Annotated in this window: 16 protein-coding genes; 7 read left to right on the top strand and 9 right to left on the bottom strand. The window is 68.2% G+C overall.

Going from position 1 to position 19829, the window contains the following annotated elements; translation table 11 throughout:
* Window positions 1-108 precede the first annotated feature (108 nt).
* Window positions 109-1893 (bottom strand): type IV pilus assembly ATPase TfpB, encoded by a 1785-nt coding sequence (tfpB, locus tag AC3B6A_RS25810; RefSeq protein ID WP_488399939.1) that lies wholly within the window; start codon window positions 1891-1893, stop codon window positions 109-111.
* Between the two features lie 151 nt (window positions 1894-2044).
* The gene (locus tag AC3B6A_RS25805) at window positions 2045-3409 is read right to left on the bottom strand and encodes a CYTH domain-containing protein (RefSeq protein WP_488399938.1); all 1365 of its coding nucleotides are present in this window, start codon (window positions 3407-3409) and stop codon (window positions 2045-2047) included.
* A 171-nt stretch (window positions 3410-3580) separates the two neighbouring features.
* Between AC3B6A_RS25805 and argE the strand changes: the two genes are divergently transcribed.
* Window positions 3581-4720, top strand: coding sequence for an acetylornithine deacetylase (gene argE / locus AC3B6A_RS25800; protein ID WP_488399937.1), 1140 nt, complete (start codon window positions 3581-3583; stop codon window positions 4718-4720).
* Between the two features lie 148 nt (window positions 4721-4868).
* Window positions 4869-6167, top strand: coding sequence for an amino-acid N-acetyltransferase (gene argA / locus AC3B6A_RS25795; RefSeq protein ID WP_488399936.1), 1299 nt, complete (start codon window positions 4869-4871; stop codon window positions 6165-6167).
* 42 nt (window positions 6168-6209) lie between these two features.
* Here argA and gshA read toward each other — a convergent pair whose 3' ends face one another.
* The 3 genes from gshA to AC3B6A_RS25780 all read right to left on the bottom strand — a co-directional run bounded on the left by gshA (window position 6210) and on the right by AC3B6A_RS25780 (window position 10697).
* Window positions 6210-7796: a glutamate--cysteine ligase gene (gene gshA, locus AC3B6A_RS25790; RefSeq protein ID WP_488399935.1), complete on the bottom strand. Its 1587-nt coding sequence runs from the start codon at window positions 7794-7796 to the stop codon at window positions 6210-6212.
* A gap of 164 nt (window positions 7797-7960) precedes the next feature.
* Window positions 7961-8350: a PaaI family thioesterase gene (locus AC3B6A_RS25785; RefSeq protein WP_488399934.1), complete on the bottom strand. Its 390-nt coding sequence runs from the start codon at window positions 8348-8350 to the stop codon at window positions 7961-7963.
* A gap of 10 nt (window positions 8351-8360) precedes the next feature.
* The gene (locus AC3B6A_RS25780) at window positions 8361-10697 is read right to left on the bottom strand and encodes a Tex family protein (protein WP_488399933.1); all 2337 of its coding nucleotides are present in this window, start codon (window positions 10695-10697) and stop codon (window positions 8361-8363) included.
* A 300-nt stretch (window positions 10698-10997) separates the two neighbouring features.
* Between AC3B6A_RS25780 and ompR the strand changes: the two genes are divergently transcribed.
* Window positions 10998-11735, top strand: a complete 738-nt coding sequence (gene ompR, locus AC3B6A_RS25775; protein ID WP_488399932.1) for an osmolarity response regulator transcription factor OmpR — start codon at window positions 10998-11000, stop codon at window positions 11733-11735.
* A gap of 93 nt (window positions 11736-11828) precedes the next feature.
* Window positions 11829-13148, top strand: coding sequence for an ATP-binding protein (locus AC3B6A_RS25770; protein ID WP_488399931.1), 1320 nt, complete (start codon window positions 11829-11831; stop codon window positions 13146-13148).
* Here AC3B6A_RS25770 and AC3B6A_RS25765 read toward each other — a convergent pair.
* From AC3B6A_RS25765 to rimB, 3 genes are all read right to left on the bottom strand, one after another.
* On the bottom strand, window positions 13142-14074 hold the full coding sequence (locus tag AC3B6A_RS25765) for a S66 peptidase family protein (protein ID WP_488399930.1): 933 nt from the start codon (window positions 14072-14074) through the stop codon (window positions 13142-13144). The genes AC3B6A_RS25770 and AC3B6A_RS25765 overlap by 7 nt on opposite strands.
* Window positions 14075-14265: 191 nt before the next feature.
* A complete protein-coding gene (rimK, locus tag AC3B6A_RS25760) occupies window positions 14266-15171 on the bottom strand; it encodes a 30S ribosomal protein S6--L-glutamate ligase (RefSeq protein ID WP_488399929.1) in 906 nt (301 codons plus the stop codon).
* Window positions 15168-15644, bottom strand: a complete 477-nt coding sequence (gene rimB / locus AC3B6A_RS25755; protein WP_488399928.1) for a retropepsin-like aspartic endopeptidase RimB — start codon at window positions 15642-15644, stop codon at window positions 15168-15170. The genes rimK and rimB overlap by 4 nt, the downstream gene beginning before the upstream one ends.
* A 100-nt stretch (window positions 15645-15744) precedes the next feature.
* Between rimB and hslR the strand changes: the two genes are divergently transcribed.
* Entirely contained in the window at window positions 15745-16137 is a 393-nt protein-coding gene (hslR, locus tag AC3B6A_RS25750) for an Hsp15 family ribosome-associated heat shock protein (protein WP_488399927.1), read from the top strand.
* A 45-nt stretch (window positions 16138-16182) separates the two neighbouring features.
* Here the strand turns inward: hslR and AC3B6A_RS25745 are convergent, their stop codons facing one another.
* Complete coding sequence (locus tag AC3B6A_RS25745) at window positions 16183-16983, bottom strand: phosphatase PAP2 family protein (protein WP_488399926.1); 801 nt, start codon at window positions 16981-16983, stop codon at window positions 16183-16185.
* 120 nt (window positions 16984-17103) lie between these two features.
* On the opposite strand from AC3B6A_RS25745, the gene hslO reads away from it, so the two are divergent.
* Window positions 17104-17997 (top strand): Hsp33 family molecular chaperone HslO, encoded by an 894-nt coding sequence (hslO, locus tag AC3B6A_RS25740; RefSeq protein WP_488399925.1) that lies wholly within the window; start codon window positions 17104-17106, stop codon window positions 17995-17997.
* A 168-nt stretch (window positions 17998-18165) separates the two neighbouring features.
* A complete protein-coding gene (locus tag AC3B6A_RS25735; RefSeq protein WP_488399924.1) occupies window positions 18166-19707 on the top strand; it encodes a phosphoenolpyruvate carboxykinase in 1542 nt (513 codons plus the stop codon).
* Window positions 19708-19829: the final 122 nt, after the last annotated feature.

Genomic DNA, 19829 nt, shown 5'->3' with positions numbered 1-19829 from the left:
TCCGCGATGCTCCCGGGCGCAGCCGATCGCGGATGAATCAACGCCTGCGGGAGGCTCCGGCGACTCCGGCCAGCTCCATCGGGAGCCGCACGCCGTCCTGCCCGGCGCTTACTTCTGCTCGCTCTGCGGCGTGACCCGCAGCACCTCCTCGATGGTGGTCAGCCCGGCGGCGACCTTCTGCGCGCCGGACAGGCGCAGGCTGCGCATGCCTTCCTTGAAGGCCTGGCGGCGCAGCGGGATCAGGTCGGTGTCGGCGCTGATCTGCTCCTTCACGGTTTCGCTCAGCAGCATGATCTCGTAGACGCCGGCGCGGCCGCGGTAGCCGGTGTCGCGGCACTCCAGGCAGCCGACGGCGCGGTGGGCGTTGGTCGGCAGCGGGGCGTTCCACGGCCGGGTCAGTTCCTGCCAGTCCGACTCGTCCAGCTCCATCGGCGCCTTGCAGTGCGGGCAGAGGGTGCGGACCAGGCGCTGGGCCATGACGCCGAGCACGGTGGCGCGGATCAGGTAGTAGGGCACGCCCAGTTCCAGCAGGCGGGTGATGGCGGTAGGCGAGTCGTTGGTGTGCAGGGTGGAGAGCACCAGGTGGCCGGTGAGCGCCGCCTGGATCGCCATCTCGGCGGTCTCCAGGTCGCGGATCTCGCCGACCATGATGATGTCCGGGTCCTGGCGCAGCAGGGCGCGCACGCCGCTGGCGAAGGTCAGGTCGATGTTGTGCTGCACCTGCATCTGGTTGAACGAGGGCTCGATCATCTCGATCGGGTCCTCGATGGTGCAGACGTTCACCTCGTCGGTGGCCAGCTGCTTGAGCGTGGTGTAGAGCGTGGTGGTCTTGCCCGAACCGGTGGGGCCGGTGACCAGGATGATGCCGTTGGGCTGGCCGGTCATGCTCTCCCAGCGGCGCAGGTCGTCCGGCGAGAAGCCGAGCTGGTCGAAGGTCTTGAGCAGCACCTCGGGGTCGAAGATACGCATCACCATCTTCTCGCCGAACGCCGTGGGCAGCGTCGACAGGCGCAGCTCCACCTCGGCGCCGTCCGGGGTCTTGGTCTTCACCCGGCCGTCCTGCGGCTTGCGCTTCTCGGCGACGTTCATCCGGCCCAGGGACTTGAGGCGGCTGACCACCGCCATCGCGACCTGCGGCGGGAACTGGTAGACGTTGTGCAGCACGCCGTCGATGCGGAAGCGCACCGTGCCCTGGTCGCGGCGCGGCTCGATGTGGATATCGCTGGCGCGCTGCTGGAAGGCGTACTGGAACAGCCAGTCGACGATGGTGACGATGTGCGCGTCGTTGGCGTCGGGCTCCTGGTCCGCAGCGCCGAGGTTGAGCAACTGCTCGAAGTTGCCCACGCCGCTGATCTTCTGGTCCTTGGCGGTCGCCCCGCTGACCGACTTGGCCAGCCGGTAGAACTCCACGGTGAAGCGCTGGATGTCGGCGGGGCTGGCGACCACGCGCTTGATCGGGCGCTTGAGGACGTGGATCAGGTTGCTTTCCCAGGCCTGCACGAAGGGCTGCGCGCTGGCGATGGTGACTTCGTCCGGCGCCACTGCCACCGCGAGGATCTGGTGGCGCTGGGCGAAGGCGTAGGACATCAGCGGGGTGACCGCGGCGACGTCGATCTTCAGCGGGTCGATGCGCAGGTAGGGTTGCCCCGAGTAGTCCGACAGCCAGTGCACCAGGGTGTCGAGGTCGAGCTTGCGGCCGCTGCGCTGGCGGTCCTCGACCTGCTGCGCGGCGAGGAATTCCAGCGGGTGCTGCTGGTTGTTCACCGCGCTGCGGCGGATGGCCAGGCACTGCTCGGCGTCATCCTGGGCCACGCGGCCCTGGCTCACCAGTTCGCGCAGAATGTCGCCCAGATCGAGCAAGCGGTCCTGGGCGGATGGGGCAAAGGCGGACATCGGGACTCCTGTTGGTCGTGGCGTGGGCGACGGGCAAGGGCGGGGCTCATGCAGGACCGAGGGGACGCCTGGTCGTTGCTCGCGAACCGGGTTGGCACGGTGTCGGGCCTGGTTCGCGAGCAAGCTCGTTCCTACGCAAAGCTGCCCGAGCTTATTTCAAAAGCGCCTTCCACGGCTTGAGGGTGAGCACAGTATGGGCCTGGGCCGCCAGGGCATCCAGGCGACCCTCGGCCTCCGGGCTGGCCAGCAGCTCTTCCAGCTTGGCCAGCTCGCCGTACAGGCGGTCGGTTTCCGGCAGCTCCAGCACACCGCGCGCCGGGCGCAGCCAGACCAGCATGCGCTGCAGGCGCGGCAACTGGTCGGCGAGCACCTCGGGCAGTTGCTGGGCGCGTTGCAGCGGCATGGCCTGGGCCTCTTCGGCGAGCATGCGCTGCAGCCACTTGCCGAACGCGGCGCCGCCCAGGCGGTTGGCGCGCTCGTTGCGGCCTTCGGTCCAGGCCTTGGCCAGCAGCCAGCGCGAGGTGTTCAGGGAGAACTGACCCCAGCGGGTGTTGGCCAGTTCCGTGCGGAAGGCTTCCGGTGCCTGTTGGCGCACGGCTTCGTCGTCGCGGCCCTGTTCGATGCGCGGCAGCCAGTCGGCGATCAGCGCATCGAGGGCGCCGCGCAGCTCGCGGGTGCTGGCGCGCGGCACGGCCTGGCCGAGGCTGCCAAGCAGGGCGCGCAGGTCCATCAGCTGGCGCAGCCAGTCTTCCAGCAGGCGCCAGTGGCCGTTGAAGCGGTATTGCTCGGCCAGGCGCTGGCTGCTGCCCAGCAGCGCCCAGGCCAGCGCGGCGAAGGCGCCGTCGAGCGGGGTTTCCGCCAGCAGCTTCTGGGTGTCGGGCTGGATGCTGTAGCTGGACGGGTCGAACAGCCGGTAGCCGCGCTCGGCCTTGCTGATGTCGCAGGGCATCAGCGGCAGGTCGGCGGCCAGTTCGAGGGCCAGCTCCAGCAGCGCGGCGGGTTCGCCCTGGCGCAGTTCCAGTTCCAGCTCGCAGATTTCCTCTTCCTGCTTGCCGGCGATCACCTTGCCCAGGTCCAGCGCGGCCTCGATGACCACCTTGGCCTTGCCGCGACCCCAGGCGATCTCGGCGCGCTGGCGGGTGAAGTCGGTGCTGAAGATCGGCTTGAGCTGCTTCTTGTCCAGGTCGGCCAGGGCGGCCGGCCAGCACTGGTCGTCGAGCTTCTTCAGGTCGAGCTTGTTCTTCTCCAGGTACCAGTCCCACTCGTTGCGCTCGGACAGCCCGGCGACGCTCTGGCCGCGGGTCTTCAGGGTCTGGATGAACTGCTCGCCGTCGCGGCGCATGCGCAGCGCGACGCGGGCGCGGGCCAGTTCGCGGGTCGGCGTGTCGTAGTACTGGTTGAACAGCTCGCGGGGTTCCCAACCGGACTTGTTGCGCTTCTTCAGCGCCGGGTGATCGCGCAGGGCGTCGAGGGTTTCGCGGCTGGCGCGCAGTTTGATTTCGGTTTCTTTCTGCATGGCGGTGTCCGGGTCAGAGCGGCTGCGCCCGTCCGGCGGAAGGCCGGCGGGCGCGGAAAAGACATCAAGGCTGTGCAGTCTACAGGGAGTTCGGCGCGGCTGCCGGGCGGCGCGAGGTTTTACCGCAGGCCGGCATGGTCCATAGTGGGGACGACGCCCCCGGAGGACACCATGCCGCTGCCGCCCCTGAAACAACGCTTCGCCGAGCTGATCGCCCTGCCGTCGGTGAGCTGCACCCAGGCCGCCCTGGACCAGTCGAACCTGCCGGTGATCGAGCGGCTGGCCGGCTGGCTGGACGACCTGGGCTTCACCTGCGAGCTGCAGGAAGTTTCACCGGGCAAGTTCAACCTGATCGCCGTGCTCGGCAGCGGCCCCGGCGGCCTGGTGCTGGCCGGGCACACCGACACCGTGCCCTGTGACGAAGCCCTGTGGAGCAGCGATCCGCTGCGCCTGGACGAGCGCGACGGGCGCTGGTTCGGCCTGGGCGCCTGCGACATGAAGGGCTTCTTCGCCCTGGCCATCGAGGCGCTGCTGCCGTTGCTCGGCCCGCCGCTGAAGCAGCCGCTGATCCTGCTCGCCACCTGCGACGAGGAAAGCTCCATGGCCGGCGCCCGCGCGCTGGCCGGCAGCGGGCGCACGCTGGGCCGCGCGGCGGTGATCGGCGAGCCGACCGGGCTGCGGCCGATCCGCCTGCACAAGGGCGTGATGATGGAGCGCATCGACATCCTCGGGCAGAGCGGCCACTCCTCCGACCCGGGCCTGGGGCATAGCGCGCTGGAAGCCATGCACGCCGCCATCGGTGAACTGCTGGCGCTGCGCGGCGAGTGGCAGCGCGAGTTCGCCAACCCGCAGTTCAGCGTGCCGCAGCCGACGCTCAACCTCGGCTGCATCCACGGCGGCGACAATCCCAACCGCATCTGCGGCCAGTGCGCCCTGGAGTTCGACCTGCGCCCGCTGCCCGGCATGCAGCCGGAGGCGCTGCGCCAGGCGATCCGCGAACGCCTGCGGCCGGTCGCCGAGCGCCACGCGGTGCGGCTCGACTACCGCCCGCTGTCCCCCGCCGTGCCGGCTTTCGAGGAGGCCGCCGACAGCGAGCTGGTGCGGTTCGCCGAAAGTCTGACCGGGCATCGCGCGGAAGCGGTAGCCTTTGGCACCGAAGCGCCGTATCTTCAGCAGCTCGGCTGCCAGACCCTGGTGCTCGGCCCCGGCGACATCGCCTGCGCCCACCAGCCGGACGAGTATCTCGCCCTCGAGCGCATCGAGCCGACCGTGGAATTGCTGCGCGGCCTGATCCGCCACTATTGTTTGTGACACTTGCCTGTATAACGCCCGAAACAGGGCCTAACGTACTGTAGAGGAGAAGCCTGTCGATGTTCCTGCGACGACGATAACCGCGCCGCCCGGCCCCCGGCCGCATTCGACAGACTTCCGCCCACCCGCACGACAGGCTTTTCAAGCAATGCACGACTACGTCAACTGGCTGCGCCACGCCTCGCCCTACATCAACTCGCACCGGGACTGCACCTTCGTGGTGATGCTCCCCGGCGAAGGCATCGAAGACTCCAATTTCGGCAACATCGTCCACGACCTGGTGCTGCTGCACAGTCTGGGCGTGCGCCTGGTGCTGGTGCACGGTTCGCGCCCGCAGATCGAGGCGCGCCTGGCCTCGCGCGGGCTGGCGCCGCGCTTCCACCGCGGGCTGCGGGTCAGCGATGCGCCGACCCTGGAATGCGTGATCGATGCGGTGGGCAACCTGCGCATCGCCATCGAGGCGCGCCTGTCGATGGACATGGCCGCCTCGCCCATGCAGGGCTCGCGCCTGCGGGTGACCGCCGGCAACTTCGTCACCGCGCGGCCGATCGGCGTGGTCGACGGCATCGATTACCACCACACCGGCGAAGTCCGCCGGATCGACCGCAAGGGCATCAACCGCCAGCTCGACGAGCGCAGCATCGTGCTGCTCTCGCCGCTGGGCTATTCGCCCACCGGGGAAATCTTCAACCTCGCCTGCGAGGACGTGGCCATGCGCGCGGCCATCGACCTGGGCGCCGACAAGCTGATCCTCTACGGCGCCGAGCGCGGCCTGCTGGACGATACCGGCAAGCTGGTGCGCGAGCTGCGTCCGCAGCAGGTGCCGGCGCACCTGGAGCGCCTCGGCGCGAGCTACCAGGGCGAGCTGCTCGACGCCGCCGCCCAGGCCTGCCGCGCGGGCGTGCGGCGCAGCCACATCGTCAGCTTCACCGAGAACGGCGCGCTGCTCTCCGAGCTGTTCACCCGCACCGGCAACGGCACCCTGGTGGCCCAGGAGCAGTTCGAACAGCTGCGCGAGGCGGGCATCGAGGACGTCGGCGGCCTGCTGGAACTGATCCGTCCGCTGGAAGAGCAGGGCATCCTGGTGCGCCGCTCGCGCGAGGTGCTGGAGCGCGAGATCGAGCAGTTCAGCATCGTCGAGCGCGAGGGGCTGATCATCGCCTGCGCGGCGCTCTATCCCATCGCCGATTCCGATGCCGCCGAGCTGGCCTGCCTGGCGGTGAACCCGGAATACCGCCACGGCGGACGTGGCGACGAGCTGCTCGAACGCATCGAGCAGCGCGCGCGCAACCTGGGGCTGAAGACCCTCTACGTGCTCACCACCCGCACCGCCCACTGGTTCCGCGAGCGCGGCTTCCAGCCCAGCAGCGTGGAACGCCTGCCGGCGGCGCGCGCGTCGCTGTACAACTACCAGCGCAATTCGCAGGTGTTCGAGAAGACGCTCTGATGTCGCGCAGCGGCGGCGACCGGGTGTCGCCGCCGGCTCGGGTCAGACGCTGAGCAGTCCGAGGATGCTGGCCTGGTAGGCGGCGACGAAGGTGTCGAAATCGCCTTCGGGCTGCTCTTCCAGTTCCGCCTGTTCCTCCAGCGACTGGTTGACCATCTGCTCGAAGCGCGCCCGCTCCCCGCTGGACAGCGGTTGCGCGCGCAGGGTGGCGGCGTGCTCGCGGCTGTGGCGCAGGGCGAAGGCTTCGAAGCTCTCGCCGCGCTCGCGCATTTCCGCCAGGACTTGCGCCGAGGGCGTCAGGCTGGCGTCGGCGAGCTTGGCGCGCTGCTGCGCCAGGCTCTCGGCGTGCAGGCTGCCGCCACGGGCGCGGTCGAGCAGTTCGATGATCGGCGCGATGCCGTCGAGCAGGGCAGTGGCCCAGTCCTTCATTTCGATCTGCTGGCCGCCGCGCTCCAGTTTCAGGCCGGGGCGACGGCCTTCCTTGACCACCTTGTGGAAGTTGCTGGTGGCCGCGCCGCACTCGCAGCCGCCCAGCGGCGGGCTGTCGGAGAGCGCGCAGTAGAGCAGGAAGGCGTCGAGGAAGCGCGCTTCGGCGACGTCGATGCCCAGCGGCAGGAAGGGGTTGATGTCCAGGCAGCGCGCCTCGACGTACTGCACGCCACGGGCGATCAGCGCCTGGATCGGGCGCTCGCCGGTGTAGGTGATGCGCTTGGGGCGGATGGTCGAGTAGTACTCGTTCTCGATCTGCAGGATGTTGGTGTTGAGCTGCATCCACTCGCCGTTGACCTTGGTGCCGATCTTCTCGTACGGCGCGTAGGGCGTGCTCACCGCGCGGCGCAGGCTGTCGATGTAGCTGTCGAGGTCGTTGTAGCAGGGCGTGAGGCCGGCCTGGGCGTTGTTCTGGTAGCCCAGGTCGCTCATCCGCAGGCTGGTGGCGTAGGGCAGGTAGAGGGTGTGTTCGTCGAAGGCTTCCAGACCGTGCGGGCGGCCGCGCAGGAAGCCGGCGTCCAGCGCCGGGGAGGCGCCGAACAGGTACATCAGCAGCCAGCTGTAGCGGCGGAAGTTGCGGATCATCGCGATGTAGCGGTGCGACTGGAAGTCCCGCGCGCTCTTCTCGCTGCCTTCGGCCTGGCGCAGCAGTTCCCACAGCCCTTCGGGCAGGGAGAAGTTGTAGTGGATGCCGGCGATGCATTGCATGGTCTTGCCGTAGCGCAGCGCCAGGCCCTTGCGGTAGACGTACTTCAGGCGGCCGATGTGCGAGCTGCCGTAGCGGGCGATCGGGATGCTCTCCTCGTCCGGCAGTTCGCAGGGCATCGACGGGCTCCACAGGTATTCGCCGTCGAGCTTGTCGTAGGCGAAGCGGTGGATCTCGCCCAGGTCCTCCAGGGTCTTCTCGACGCTGTTGGCGGTCGGCGTGATGAATTCCAGCAGCGATTCGGAATAGTCCGTGGTGATCTGCGGGTTGGTCAGGGCCGAGCCCAGGGCGCGCGGATGCGGGGTCAGCGCCAGCTTGCCGTGCTCGTCGACGCGCAGGCATTCGCGCTCGATACCGTGCAGGCATTGGGTGAGCAGGGACAGGTTGGCGGCATCGCCGAGCAGCGTCAGGCGGCGGGAGAGTTGGTCGCTCAAGTTGGAAGTCCTTCACACGGCAGTCGCCCCACTATGGGGGTGGACTGGTCGGTCTACAAGGGGAGAACACCACCGGCGTGGTCGCCTGGCTGGGCGAAAGGTGCGCCGGCGCCCGCCATCCGCGGGCTCCGGCGTACAGCATAGGTCGGATGCGGAGGCGCGGGTTACAGCTGGGCGAAGGTGCCTTGTCCCTTCGCGACCAGCTTGTCGCCCTGGTGGATGTCGGCCTCGACCACCAGTGAGCGGCGCCCGGCGTGCAGGACCCTGGCCACACAGCGCACTTCGCCCTCGGCGACCGCGCGGATGTAGTTGATCTTGCACTCCAGGGTCACGCTCTGCCGGTCGAAGCCATGGGCGCCGGAGCAGGCCAGGCCCATGGTCACGTCCATCAGCGAGAACAGCGCGCCGCCGTGCATCATGTTGCCGCGGTTGCGCAGGTGCTCGCCCATCCGCAGGCTCACCTCCGCCACGCCGTCGCCGATGCTGACCGGCTCCAGGCCGACCATGTCGCTGAAGGCGCTGATCAGCGTGTCGCGGCTGGGTATCTCGCTCATCGGGCCTTCCTCACTTCTTCTTCAGTTGCTTGGCGTTGGCGAACAGCGAGGCCATGGCGTTGTTCGCCGGGGCCTTCTCCTGCTGGCGCGGGGCGCCGCGCTCGGCGCGCTGGCCACCCTGCGGACGACCGCCGCCACGCGGGCCTTCGACCTTCTCGCCGGGGGTGTCGCCCATGCGCATGGACAGGCCGACACGGTTGCGCGGGATGTCCACTTCCATGACCTTGACCTTGACGATGTCGCCGGCCTTGACCACTTCGTACGGGTCCTTGACGAACTTCTCCGACAGCGCGGAGATGTGCACCAGGCCGTCCTGGTGGACGCCGATGTCGACGAAGGCGCCGAAGTTGGTGACGTTGGTCACCACGCCTTCGAGCACCATGCCGGGCTTGAGGTCCTTGAGGCTCTCGACGCCGTCCTGGAACTCGGCGGTCTTGAACTCCGGGCGCGGGTCGCGGCCGGGCTTGTCGAGTTCCTTGAGGATGTCGGTGACGGTGGGCAGGCCGAACTGCTCGTCGGTGAACTTCTTCGGGTCCAGGCGCTTCAAGAAGCCCGAGTCGCCGATCAGCGAGCGCACGTCGCGGCCGGTGCCTTCCGCGATGCGCTGCACCAGCGGGTAGGTTTCCGGGTGCACCGCGGAGGCGTCCAGCGGGTTGTCGCCGTTCATCACGCGGAGGAAGCCGGCGGCCTGCTCGAAGGTCTTGTCGCCCAGGCGGCTGACCTTGCGCAGGTCGTCGCGGGTCCTGAAGGCGCCGTTGGCGTCGCGGTGCGCGACGATGTTCTGCGCCAGGGTGCTGTTGAGGCCGGAGATGCGCGCCAGCAGGGCGGCGGAGGCGGTGTTGACGTCCACGCCGACGGCGTTCACGCAGTCTTCCACCACCGCGTCCAGGCTGCGCGCCAGCTGCAGCTGGGAGACGTCGTGCTGGTACTGGCCGACGCCGATGGACTTCGGCTCGATCTTCACCAGCTCGGCCAGCGGGTCCTGCAGGCGGCGGGCGATGGAGACGGCACCGCGCAGCGACACGTCGAGCTCGGGGAATTCCTTCGCGGCCAGCTCGGACGCCGAATACACCGAGGCACCGGCTTCGCTGACCATGATCTTGGTGCACTTGAGCGCCGGATACTTTTTGATCAGCTCGGCGGCCAGCTTGTCGGTCTCGCGGCTGGCGGTGCCGTTGCCGATGGCGATCAGTTCCACCTGGTGCTTGGCGCACAGCGCGGCGAGCACGGCGATGGTCTGGTCCCACTGGTTCTTCGGCACGTGCGGGTAGACGGTGGCGGTGTCCAGCAGCTTGCCGGTGGCATCGACCACGGCGACCTTGACGCCGGTGCGCAGGCCCGGGTCCAGGCCCAGGGTGGCGCGCGGGCCGGCCGGGGCGGCCAGCAGCAGGTCGTGCAGGTTGCGCGCGAAGACGTTGATCGCCTCGGCGTCGGCGCCTTCGCGCAGCTCGCCCAGCAGGTCGGTTTCCAGGTGGGTGTAGAGCTTGACCTTCCAGGTCCAGCGCACCACTTCGCTCAGCCACTTGTCGGCGGGGCGGCCCTGGTTACTGATGCCGAAGCGCTCGCCGATCATGGTTTCGCACGGGTGCGCGGTGCCCGGCAGCTCTTCGCCGACCTTCAGCGCGACGCTCAGCACGCCTTCGTTGCGACCGCGGAAGATCGCCAGTGCGCGGTGCGACGGCGCGTTCTTCAGCGGCTCGTCGTGCTCGAAGTAATCGCTGAACTTGGCGCCTTCGCTTTCCTTGCCCGGCACCATGCGCGCGGTCAGGGTGGCGTTGTCCTTGAGGAACACGCGCAGGCGGTCGAGCAGGGTGGCGTCCTCGGCGAAGCGCTCCATGAGGATGTACTTGGCGCCTTCGAGCACGGCCTTGGTATCGGCGAAGCCCTTCTCGGCATCGACGAAGCGCGCGGCTTCGGTTTCCGGGGTCAGGCCGGGGTCGTTGAACAGCGCGTCGGCCAGCTCGCCGAGGCCGGCTTCCAGGGCGATCTGGCCCTTGGTGCGGCGCTTCTGCTTGTAGGGCAGGTAGAGGTCTTCGAGGCGGGTCTTGGTGTCGGCGAGCCTGATCTCGCGGGCCAGCTCGGGGGTCAGCTTGCCCTGTTCCTCGATGCTGGCGAGGATCGCGGTGCGGCGCTCGTCCAGTTCGCGCAGGTAGCGCAGGCGCTCTTCGAGCAGGCGCAGCTGGGTGTCGTCCAGGCTGCCGGTGACTTCCTTGCGGTAACGGGCGATGAAGGGAACGGTGGAGCCTTCATCGAGCAGTGCGACGGCAGCGGCGACCTGCTGCGGTTGAACGCGGCCGGAGGGCAGTGCGGAAAGCTCTTCGGCGATACGGGAGTTGATGCTGTCCATGAATCTACCTGGCAAGACAATCGAAAACGGGGCGCATGATCTGCTGCGCGTCGGCACAACGGCGTTGGGGCCGGCGCGCGGGATCATGAACAAGCTCATATCGAGCAGAGGGCGGGGAATGCTGGTGCCGGCCCCGCGACTGCTTCTGTGACAGCGCCCCGCCGCAAAAGCGCCGCATTATACCCACGACAATTTCACCCCGTGGGCGGCCGGTCGGGGAAAAATCTGCTAACAATGGACAGGCCGTGCCCTCCGCCCGCTGGGCGATAATGCACGCCGAATCAGATTCTGGGAGTTTCCATGAGCAACGCTGCCACCCTGCCCGAAGGCGAAAAGATTCTCGTGGTCGACGACGACGCGCGCCTGCGCCGTCTGCTGGAACGCTTCCTCGATGAACAGGGTTACCGCGTCCGCGCCGTCGAGAACACCGAGCAGATGGACCGCCTGCTGGCCCGCGAGCTGTTCCAGCTGGTGGTGCTGGACCTGATGATGCCGGGCGAGGACGGCCTCTCCGCGTGCAAGCGCCTGCGCGAGGCGAACAACCAGATCCCGATCATCATGCTCACCGCCAAGGGCGACGAGTCCAGCCGCATCTCCGGCCTGGAGCAGGGCGCCGACGACTACCTGGCCAAGCCGTTCAACCCGCGCGAGCTGCTGGCGCGGATCAAGGCCGTGCTGCGCCGCCAGGCGCCGCTGGTGCCGGGCGCGCCGGCGGGCGAGGACGAAGTGGTCAGCTTCGGCGACTACGAACTGCACCTGGCCACCCGCGAGCTGAAGAAGGGCGAGGAAGTGCACATGCTCACCACCGGCGAGTTCGCCGTGCTCAAGGCCCTGGTGAAGCACGCCCGCGAGCCGCTGACCCGCGACAAGCTGATGAACCTGGCACGCGGCCGCGAGTGGGACGCCCTGGAGCGTTCCATCGACGTGCAGATTTCCCGCCTGCGCCGGCTGATCGAACCCGACCCGTCCAAGCCGCGCTACATCCAGACCGTCTGGGGCGTGGGTTACGTCTTCGTTCCGGATGGAGCCAAACGTTAAGCTGCAAGCGATAAGCCTCAGGCTGCAAGCGGTGCCATGCTCCGGCAGCGCTTTTGCTTGAGGCCTGTGGCTTGAAGCTTGTCGCTTCAAAGCATGAAAACGCCCCTCTGGTTCCCGCAAAGCTTCTTCTCCCGCACGCTGTGGCTGGTGCTCATCGTCGTGCTGTTCTCCAAGGCGCTGACCCTGGTCTACCTGCTGATGAACGAGGACATGCTGGTCGACCGCCAGTACAGCCACGGCGCCGCGCTGACGGTGCGCGCCTACTGGGCGGCGGACGAGCGGTCGCGGGAGGCCATCGCCCAGTCCGCCGGGCTGAAATGGGCGCCCCACGAGCAGGGCCAGCCGGAGGAGCAGCACTGGCCGTACACGGAAATCTTCCAGCGGCAGATGCGCATGGAACTGGGCATCAACACCGAGACCCGCCTGCGCATCCATCACCCGTCGATGCTCTGGGTGCGCGCGCCGACCCTGGGTGACGGCTGGATCGGCGTGCCGCTCTACCCGCACCCGCTGCGCGGCCAGCAGATCTGGAGCGTGCTCGGCTGGTTCCTTGGCATCGGCCTGCTCTCCACCGCGGCGGCGTGGATCTTCGTGCGCCAGCTCAGCCAGCCGCTCAAGCGCCTGGTGGCGGCCTCGCGGGAGTTCGGCAAGGGCCGCAGCGTGCGCCTGCCGCTGGGGCCGGAAACGCCCAGCGAGATGGCCGAGGTGTACCGCGCCTTCAACCAGATGACCGACGACGTCGAGCAGGTCGGGCGCGAGCGCGAGCTGATGCTGGCCGGCGTCTCCCACGACCTGCGCACGCCGCTGACGCGCCTGCGCCTGTCGCTGGAGCTGATGCCCGAGAGCGACCGCGAGATGGTCGAGGACATGGTGCGCGACATCGAGGACATGGACGCCATCCTCGACCAGTTCCTCGCCTTCATCCGCGACGGGCGCGACGAGCCGGTGGAGGAGGGCGACCTGGCCGACCTGATCCGCGAAGTGGCCGACGCCTTCAACCAGAACGAAAACCGCGTGCGCCTGTGCCTGGAGACGCTGCCGCCGTTCCGCTTCCGCCGGGTGTCGATCAAGCGGATGCTCGGCAACCTGATCGACAACGCCCTGAACCACGGCGGCGGCAAGGTGGAGGTGGCGGCGCACGTGGCCGGTGGCGGCGGCGCGCCCTACGTGGTGCTCAGCGTGCTCGACCGCGGCGCCGGCATCGACCCCGAGGAGCTGGGCAGCATCTTCAATCCCTTCACCCGTGGCGACAAGGCGCGCGGCGGCAAGGGCACCGGCCTGGGGCTGGCCATCGTCAAGCGCATCGCCGCGCAGCACGGCGGCAGCATCGAGCTGCGCAACCGCGAGGGCGGCGGCGTGGAAGCGCGGGTCTGCCTGCCGCTCGGGTTGCTGCTGCCGCGCGACGCTCACTGATCCCAGCGCAGGGCCTTCCCTTCCAGCAGCGCCCGGCGTCCGTAGGGCCAGGCGCGGTTATGCGCGCCGTGGCCGCTGGGCAGGCCGTGGTAGAGCGGAACGCCCAGTGTGGCGACGTACTCGGTGATGATCTCTTCCAGGCTGTGCGCCACGCCCTTGCGCGGGCAGTCGGTGAAGCCGCCCAGGCACACCGCGCCCAGGCGCGCTCCGCCGAGGCTGTTGAGCAGCTGCCAGAGGCTGCGTTCGAGGCGGTAGTAGGGTTCGCCGACGTCTTCGAGGATCAGGATCGCCCCGTCCGGTACATGCAGCGCGCCTTCGGTGCCGGCCATGCAGGCCAGCGCGGTGAGGTTGCCGCCGATCAGCTCGCCGTCGACGGCCCCCTTCGGCCCGGCCAGGTGCCGCACCGCCAGCTTGCCGGGCGCGCCGGCCAGCACATGGCTGACCGAGGCCAGCGACGCCAGGCGCTCGTGCTGTTCGCTGGGCGCGCTGAGTGGTTGCAGGCCGAGGGCGGTGGCCACCGGCCCGTGGATCGCCGGCAGGCCGTGGCGGTGGAAGGCGCTGAGCAGGATGGAGATGTCCGAGAAGCCGATCAGCGGACGCGGCGAGGCGGCGCGCAGGCGCTTCCAGTGCAGCTGCGGGATGAGTTGTCCACAGCCGTAGCCACCGCGCAGGCACCAGACGGCGCTGACGCCGTCCAGCTCGAAGGCGGCGTGGAAGTCCTCCAGGCGCTGCTGCGGCGTGCCGGCCAGGTAGCGGTAGCGCGCGTCGGCGTGTTCGCCCAGGTGGTAGTCCACGCCCAGCACTTCCAGCTGGCGCAGGGTCGCCTCCAGCACCTCCTCGGCGATGGCCGAGGCCGGCGCGACCAGGGCGACGCGGCCTTCGATAGGCGACCATTTGAGTTCGGCGTGGGGGCGGGAAGCGGGCATGGGCTGAATCCGATGGTTGCAGGAGCGCTTGTAGGAGCGAGCTTGCTCGCGAAGGGTTCAGCGCGGCAATGCAGGCGGAAGGTTCACGCCCGCCGACCGAACGCGCGGACCCGAGGGGACATTCCGACCCTGCCTGGCCATCCTCGGCCGGGCGTTCGCCGGCGCAAGGCATGGGTCGCGAAAGCCCCGGCTCACCCCTTGCCCTGCGTCCGCGCCAGGTGCGGCCCGCCATTCTTCTCCAGGTACTCGATGATCACCCCGGCGATGTCCTTGCCGGTGGTGGTCTCGATGCCCTCCAGGCCCGGCGAGGAGTTCACCTCCATCACCAGCGCGCCGTGGTGGGAGCGCAGGATGTCCACGCCGGCGACCTTCAGGCCCATGATCCGGGCCGCGCGGATGGCGGTCATGCGCTCTTCCGGGGTGATCTTGATCAGGCTGGCGCTGCCGCCGCGGTGCAGGTTGGAGCGGAACTCGCCGGGCGCGGCCTGGCGCTTCATCGAGGCGATCACCTTGTCGCCGACCACGAAGCAGCGGATGTCGGCGCCGCCGGCTTCCTTGATGTACTCCTGCACCATGATGTTGTGCTTGAGCCCCATGAAGGCTTCGAGCACCGACTCGGCGGCCTTCTCCGTCTCGCAGAGGACCACGCCGATGCCCTGGGTGCCTTCCAGCAGCTTGATCACCAGCGGCGCGCCGCCGACCATCTCGATCAGGTCCGGCACATCGTCGGGGGAGTGGGCGAAGCCGGTGATCGGCAGGCCGATGCCCTTGCGCGACAGCAGCTGCAGCGAGCGCAGCTTGTCCCGCGAGCGGGCGATGGCCACCGATTCGTTGAGCGGGAACACGCCCATCATCTCGAACTGCCGCAGCACGGCGCAGCCATAGAAGGTCACCGAGGCGCCGATGCGCGGGATCACCGCGTCGAAGCCTTCCAGCGGCTGGCCGCGGTAGTGGATCTGCGGCTTGTGGCTGGCGATGTTCATGTAGGCGCGGAGGGTGTCGATCACCACCATCTCATGGCCGCGTTGCTGCCCGGCCTCCACCAGTCGGCGGGTGGAATACAGGCGCGGATTGCGCGACAGCACAGCAATTTTCATTGATCACCTGGAAGGGTGGCGGGAACCATGATGAGGGGTTTGTCTTGCACGTAGGTGAGGCCGGGGTTGACCACCAGCTGGCCATGCACGAGGGCCTTGGAACCCAGCAGCACGCGGTAGCGCATGGTCTTGCGGCAGGCCAGGGTGAATTCCACCGGCCAGGCGCGGTCGCCCAGGGCCAGCAGGGTGCGGATCACGTAGCGGGTCTGGGCCTGGCCGTTGGAGCTCTTGATGGTCTTCATCGTCACCAGCGGCGCCTCGCAGCGATGGCGGCGCTGCACCTGGGTGCCGAGGTGGGCGACGAAGCGCACCCAGTCCTGCCCGTCGCGCCGGAACGGCACGATGTCGCTGGCGTGCAGGCTGGAGGTGCTGGCGCCGGTGTCGATCTTCGCGCGCAGGCCGACCATGCCCAGTTCGGGCAGGGCGATCCACTCGCGCAAACCAATCACCGACAGGTGGTCGAATGTCTTCAAGGCAGGCGTCCCCGGCGTTTGCCGGCATTCTAGTCAGGCCGGTTGTGCCCCGCCAGCGGGCGCACGGTACACTCTCAGACCCGTATGACGAGGTTGTGAAGTGAGCGAGAAAGACGACGACAAGGTCCGCCTGGACAAGTGGCTGTGGGCGGCGCGCTTCTACAAGACTCGCTCGCTGGCCAAGGATGCCATCGAGGGCGGCAAGGTGCATTGCCGGGGCGAGCGCTGCAAGCCGGGCAAGGAGCCGAAGGTCGGCGAGGAATACGTGATCCGCACCGGCTTCGACGAGCGCACGGTGGTGGTCAAGGCGCTGTCCATGGTCCGCCGTGGTGCCCCGGAGGCCCAGCTTCTCTATGAGGAAACCGCCGACAGCGTGAAGCGCCGCGAGGACGCCGCCGCGATGCGCAAGGCCGGCGCGCTGGGCCTGCAGACCGACGGCCGGCCGACCAAGAAGCAGCGCCGCCAGCTGTTCAGCTTCCGCGAGCGGGAATGATCGACGGGCGAGGGCCGCAGGCGCCTCGCCGTGACCGGCTGCCGCTCAGGCCGCGATGACGCTCAGGCGGTTGAGCAGCGGAATCTTCGCCATCAGGTCGAACAGCGGTTCGGTCCAGCGCACCAGCGCGGCGCTGCCCGTGGCGGCGAACGGGGTGAAGCAGCTCCAGGCCAGGGCCACCAGCGCCATCTGCACGCCGCCGATGTAGTCGTCCTGGCCCCAGTGCGCGCCAGCCACCAGGCGCGGCAGCATGAACAGCAGCGCCAGGCCCCAGATCACCAGCCACTGCAGGGCGGTGCGGGCGAACAGGGTGAGGAACAGCGCCCAGATCAGCAGCACCGAGGCGTGGTCGCCGGGGAAGCTGCGGGCGGAGTCGTCCTTCACTTCGAAGGGGGTGTTGTCCCACTGCTGGAAGAACTGCTCCAGGCGCACGGCATCCGGGGCGACCGTCGAGATGCTCGGATGCTGCCAGCCCAGCTTGTGGGCGATCCTGGCGTAGAGCACACGCACCACCACCAGCAGCGCGGCCGCGCAGAGGAAGCCGAAGGTGGCCGCGCGGGCCTGGGCGGCCTTGAAGATCCAGTCGCCGCGGATCAGCAGGAGCAGCAGGATCACCCCCACCAGCAGGTCGAACACGCGGGTGCTGGCCACGGCCCAGACCAGGCGCCAGGCGGTATCGCTCGCCAGCGGCCCGTTGAGCAGGTGGAACAGGCCGAAGTCGAAGCGGTCCATCGCCGCCCGGGCGGGTTCCCAGAGCCACAGCAGGAGCAGTGCGAGGGCGAACAGGTGGCAGGCGATGAAAGGCTTCCAGGACCAGGTGGCTTGGAACGGATTGGCTTTATCCATAAAATCGAGACCCCTTACGAATCCATCCGGATACGGCTGGATACTGCAAAGCGCGCTCTATATAGACCTTTGCCATCAACTTGTCATTTATTTGTGCCTTCTCCCAGCGTTGTGCCCTGCATGTCTCAGATCGATCAAAGTCAGCGTTTCCTGTTCGACAACACCGATGTCCGCGGTGAACTGGTGGAGCTCGAACGCAGCTACGCCGAGGTGCTGGCCAAGCACACCTACCCGCAGCCGGTCGCCCAGCTGCTGGGCGAAATGCTCGCCGCCGCCGCGCTGCTGTGCGGCACCCTGAAGTTCGACGGCCTGCTGGTGCTGCAGGCGCGCTCCAACGGCGCGGTGCCGCTGCTGATGGTGGAATGCTCCAGCGACCGCGAAGTGCGCGGCCTGGCCCGCTACGACGCGGAGGCCATCGGCGATGCCGCCGGGCTGGCCGAGCTGATGCCCCACGGCGTGCTGACCCTCACCGTCGATCCGCGGAACGGCAAGCGCTACCAGGGCATCGTGCCGCTGGAGGGCGCGAGCCTGGCCGACTGCCTGTCGACCTACTTCGCCACCTCCGAGCAGCTGCCCACGCGCTTCTGGCTCAGCGCCGACAGCCGCCGCGCCCGCGGCCTGCTGCTGCAGCAGCTGCCGGCCGACCGTCAGCGCGACGCCGAATCCCGCGCCGCCAGCTGGCAGCACGTGACCACCCTGGCCGACACCCTCACCGCCGAGGAACTGCTGGGCCTGGACAACGCCACCGTGCTGCATCGCCTGTACCACGAGGACGACGTGCGCCTGTTCGATTCGCAGCCGCTGGTGTTCCGCTGCAGCTGCTCGCGGGAACGCTCGGCCAATGCGCTGGTCAGCCTGGGACAGACGGACGCCGAACACCTGCTGGTCGAGCAGGAGGGCGAGATCGTGATCGACTGCCAGTTCTGCAACCAGCGCTACCGTTTCGACAGCTCGGACGTTGCCCAACTGTTCTCCGGCGGGGGTAGCCAGGCACCGTCAGAAACCCGCCATTGACCGCCGCTATCCGTCCGATAGCCGTACCGATGACGCTCCTGCCGGATCAGGGGCTGCACGAAAACAGTTCTTTTCTGGCATAATTCCGCGACTTTTTCCCGTGGTAGTGGGAATTTGAAGTCACTACGCAATGTTTGGAGGACTCGGCTCCGGCCGATGGGGACCCACATGACGCAAGCCAATAAAGCCGTGTACACCGATATCAGCATTGCCCAACTGGTCGAGGAAGCCATTCGCCGCGGCGAAGGTCGCCTGGCCGACAACGGCTCGCTGGTCGTGGAAACCGGCCACCGCACCGGCCGCTCGCCTGCCGACCGCTTCATCGTCGAAGAGCCCGGCAGCAAGGACTCCATCGCCTGGGGCGCGATCAACCGCCCGTTCCCGGCCGACAAGTTCGATGCCCTCTGGGAACGTGTCCAGGCCTTCAACAATGCCCAGGACCACTTCGTTTCCCACGTCCATGTAGGTTCGGCCGCCGATCACTACCTGGCCGTCAGGATGACCACCGGCACCGCCTGGCAGAACCTGTTCGGCCGCGCGCTGTTCATCGAGCCCGAGCAGTACAACCCGGCCGGCCGCGACGAGTGGGAAGTCCTCAACGTCGCCAACTTCGAGTGCGTGCCCGAGCGTGACGGCACCAACTCCGACGGCTGCGTGATCCTCAACTTCGCCCAGAAGAAAGTGCTGCTCGCCGGCATGCGCTACGCCGGTGAAATGAAGAAAGCCATGTTCTCCGTGCAGAACTACCTGCTGCCGGAGAAGGACGTGCTGCCGATGCACTGCGCCGCCAACATCGGCGAAGAAGGCGACGTCACCCTGTTCTTCGGCCTGTCGGGCACCGGCAAGACCACCCTGTCCGCCGACGAAAGCCGCTACCTGATCGGCGACGACGAGCACGGCTGGGGCGAAGGCGTCGTCTTCAACATCGAAGGCGGCTGCTACGCCAAGTGCATCGACCTGTCCGAGAAGAACGAGCCGGTGATCTGGAAGGCCATCAAGTTCGGCTCCGTGCTGGAAAACGTCGTCCTCGACGACAACCGCACCCCCAACTACGCCGACGACAGCCTGACCCAGAACTCCCGCGCGGCCTACCCGCTGGAGCACGTCGAGAAGCGTTCCGAGAAGAACCTCGGCGGCGAACCGAACGCCGTGATCTTCCTGACCTGCGACCTGACCGGCGTTCTGCCGCCGGTGTCGATCCTGAACAACGAGCAGGCGGCCTACCACTTCCTGTCCGGCTACACCGCGCTGGTCGGCTCCACCGAAATGGGCTCGGGCAGCGGCATCAAGTCGACCTTCTCCACCTGCTTCGGCGCGCCGTTCTTCCCGCGTCCGGCCGGCGTCTACGCCGAGCTGCTGATCAAGCGCATCAAGTCCTTCGGTTCCAAGGTCTACCTGGTCAACACCGGCTGGACCGGTGGCGGCTACGGCGTCGGCAAGCGCTTCAACATCCCGACCACCCGTGGCGTGATCGCCGCCATCCAGAGCGGCGCCCTGGTCGGTGCCGAGACCGAGCACCTGGACATCATCAACCTGGACGTGCCCAAGGCCGTTCCGGGCGTCGAGACCGGCCTGCTCAACCCGCGCAACACCTGGGCAGACAAGGCCGCCTACGACGAAGCCGCCAAGGGCCTGGCCGGCAAGTTCATTGAGAACTTCAAGAAGTTCGACGTGAGCGACGCCATCAAGAACGCCGGCCCGCAGCTGTAAGCGCGCCCGTTCTCGAAAGAGCCGCCTTCGGGCGGCTTTTTCATTTGCACGGCTTTTTTGTAGGAGCGAGCTTGCTCGCGAACAGCCGGCTTCCGGTTCGCGAGCAAGCTCGCTCCTACAGT

The organism is Pseudomonas sp. B12(2026) (assembly GCF_057767015.1).
Note: the sequence above shows the minus strand (reverse complement) of the source record. Positions and strands in the feature narration are given on the sequence as shown.

What these genes read in the sequence shown, in the direction of transcription:
- argA (WP_488399936.1), top strand. Translation starts at nt 4,869, where the DNA reads ATGCACGACTACGTCAACTGGCTGCGCCACGCCTCGCCCTACATCAAC.
- hslO (WP_488399925.1), top strand. Translation starts at nt 17,104, where the DNA reads ATGTCTCAGATCGATCAAAGTCAGCGTTTCCTGTTCGACAACACCGAT.
- AC3B6A_RS25780 (WP_488399933.1), bottom strand. Translation starts at nt 10,697, where the DNA reads ATGGACAGCATCAACTCCCGTATCGCCGAAGAGCTTTCCGCACTGCCC.
- AC3B6A_RS25770 (WP_488399931.1), top strand. Translation starts at nt 11,829, where the DNA reads ATGAAAACGCCCCTCTGGTTCCCGCAAAGCTTCTTCTCCCGCACGCTG.
- argE (WP_488399937.1), top strand. Translation starts at nt 3,581, where the DNA reads ATGCCGCTGCCGCCCCTGAAACAACGCTTCGCCGAGCTGATCGCCCTG.
- AC3B6A_RS25785 (WP_488399934.1), bottom strand. Translation starts at nt 8,350, where the DNA reads ATGAGCGAGATACCCAGCCGCGACACGCTGATCAGCGCCTTCAGCGAC.
- AC3B6A_RS25805 (WP_488399938.1), bottom strand. Translation starts at nt 3,409, where the DNA reads ATGCAGAAAGAAACCGAAATCAAACTGCGCGCCAGCCGCGAAACCCTC.
- tfpB (WP_488399939.1), bottom strand. Translation starts at nt 1,893, where the DNA reads ATGTCCGCCTTTGCCCCATCCGCCCAGGACCGCTTGCTCGATCTGGGC.
- ompR (WP_488399932.1), top strand. Translation starts at nt 10,998, where the DNA reads ATGAGCAACGCTGCCACCCTGCCCGAAGGCGAAAAGATTCTCGTGGTC.
- AC3B6A_RS25735 (WP_488399924.1), top strand. Translation starts at nt 18,166, where the DNA reads ATGACGCAAGCCAATAAAGCCGTGTACACCGATATCAGCATTGCCCAA.
- AC3B6A_RS25745 (WP_488399926.1), bottom strand. Translation starts at nt 16,983, where the DNA reads ATGGATAAAGCCAATCCGTTCCAAGCCACCTGGTCCTGGAAGCCTTTC.
- rimK (WP_488399929.1), bottom strand. Translation starts at nt 15,171, where the DNA reads ATGAAAATTGCTGTGCTGTCGCGCAATCCGCGCCTGTATTCCACCCGC.
- AC3B6A_RS25765 (WP_488399930.1), bottom strand. Translation starts at nt 14,074, where the DNA reads ATGCCCGCTTCCCGCCCCCACGCCGAACTCAAATGGTCGCCTATCGAA.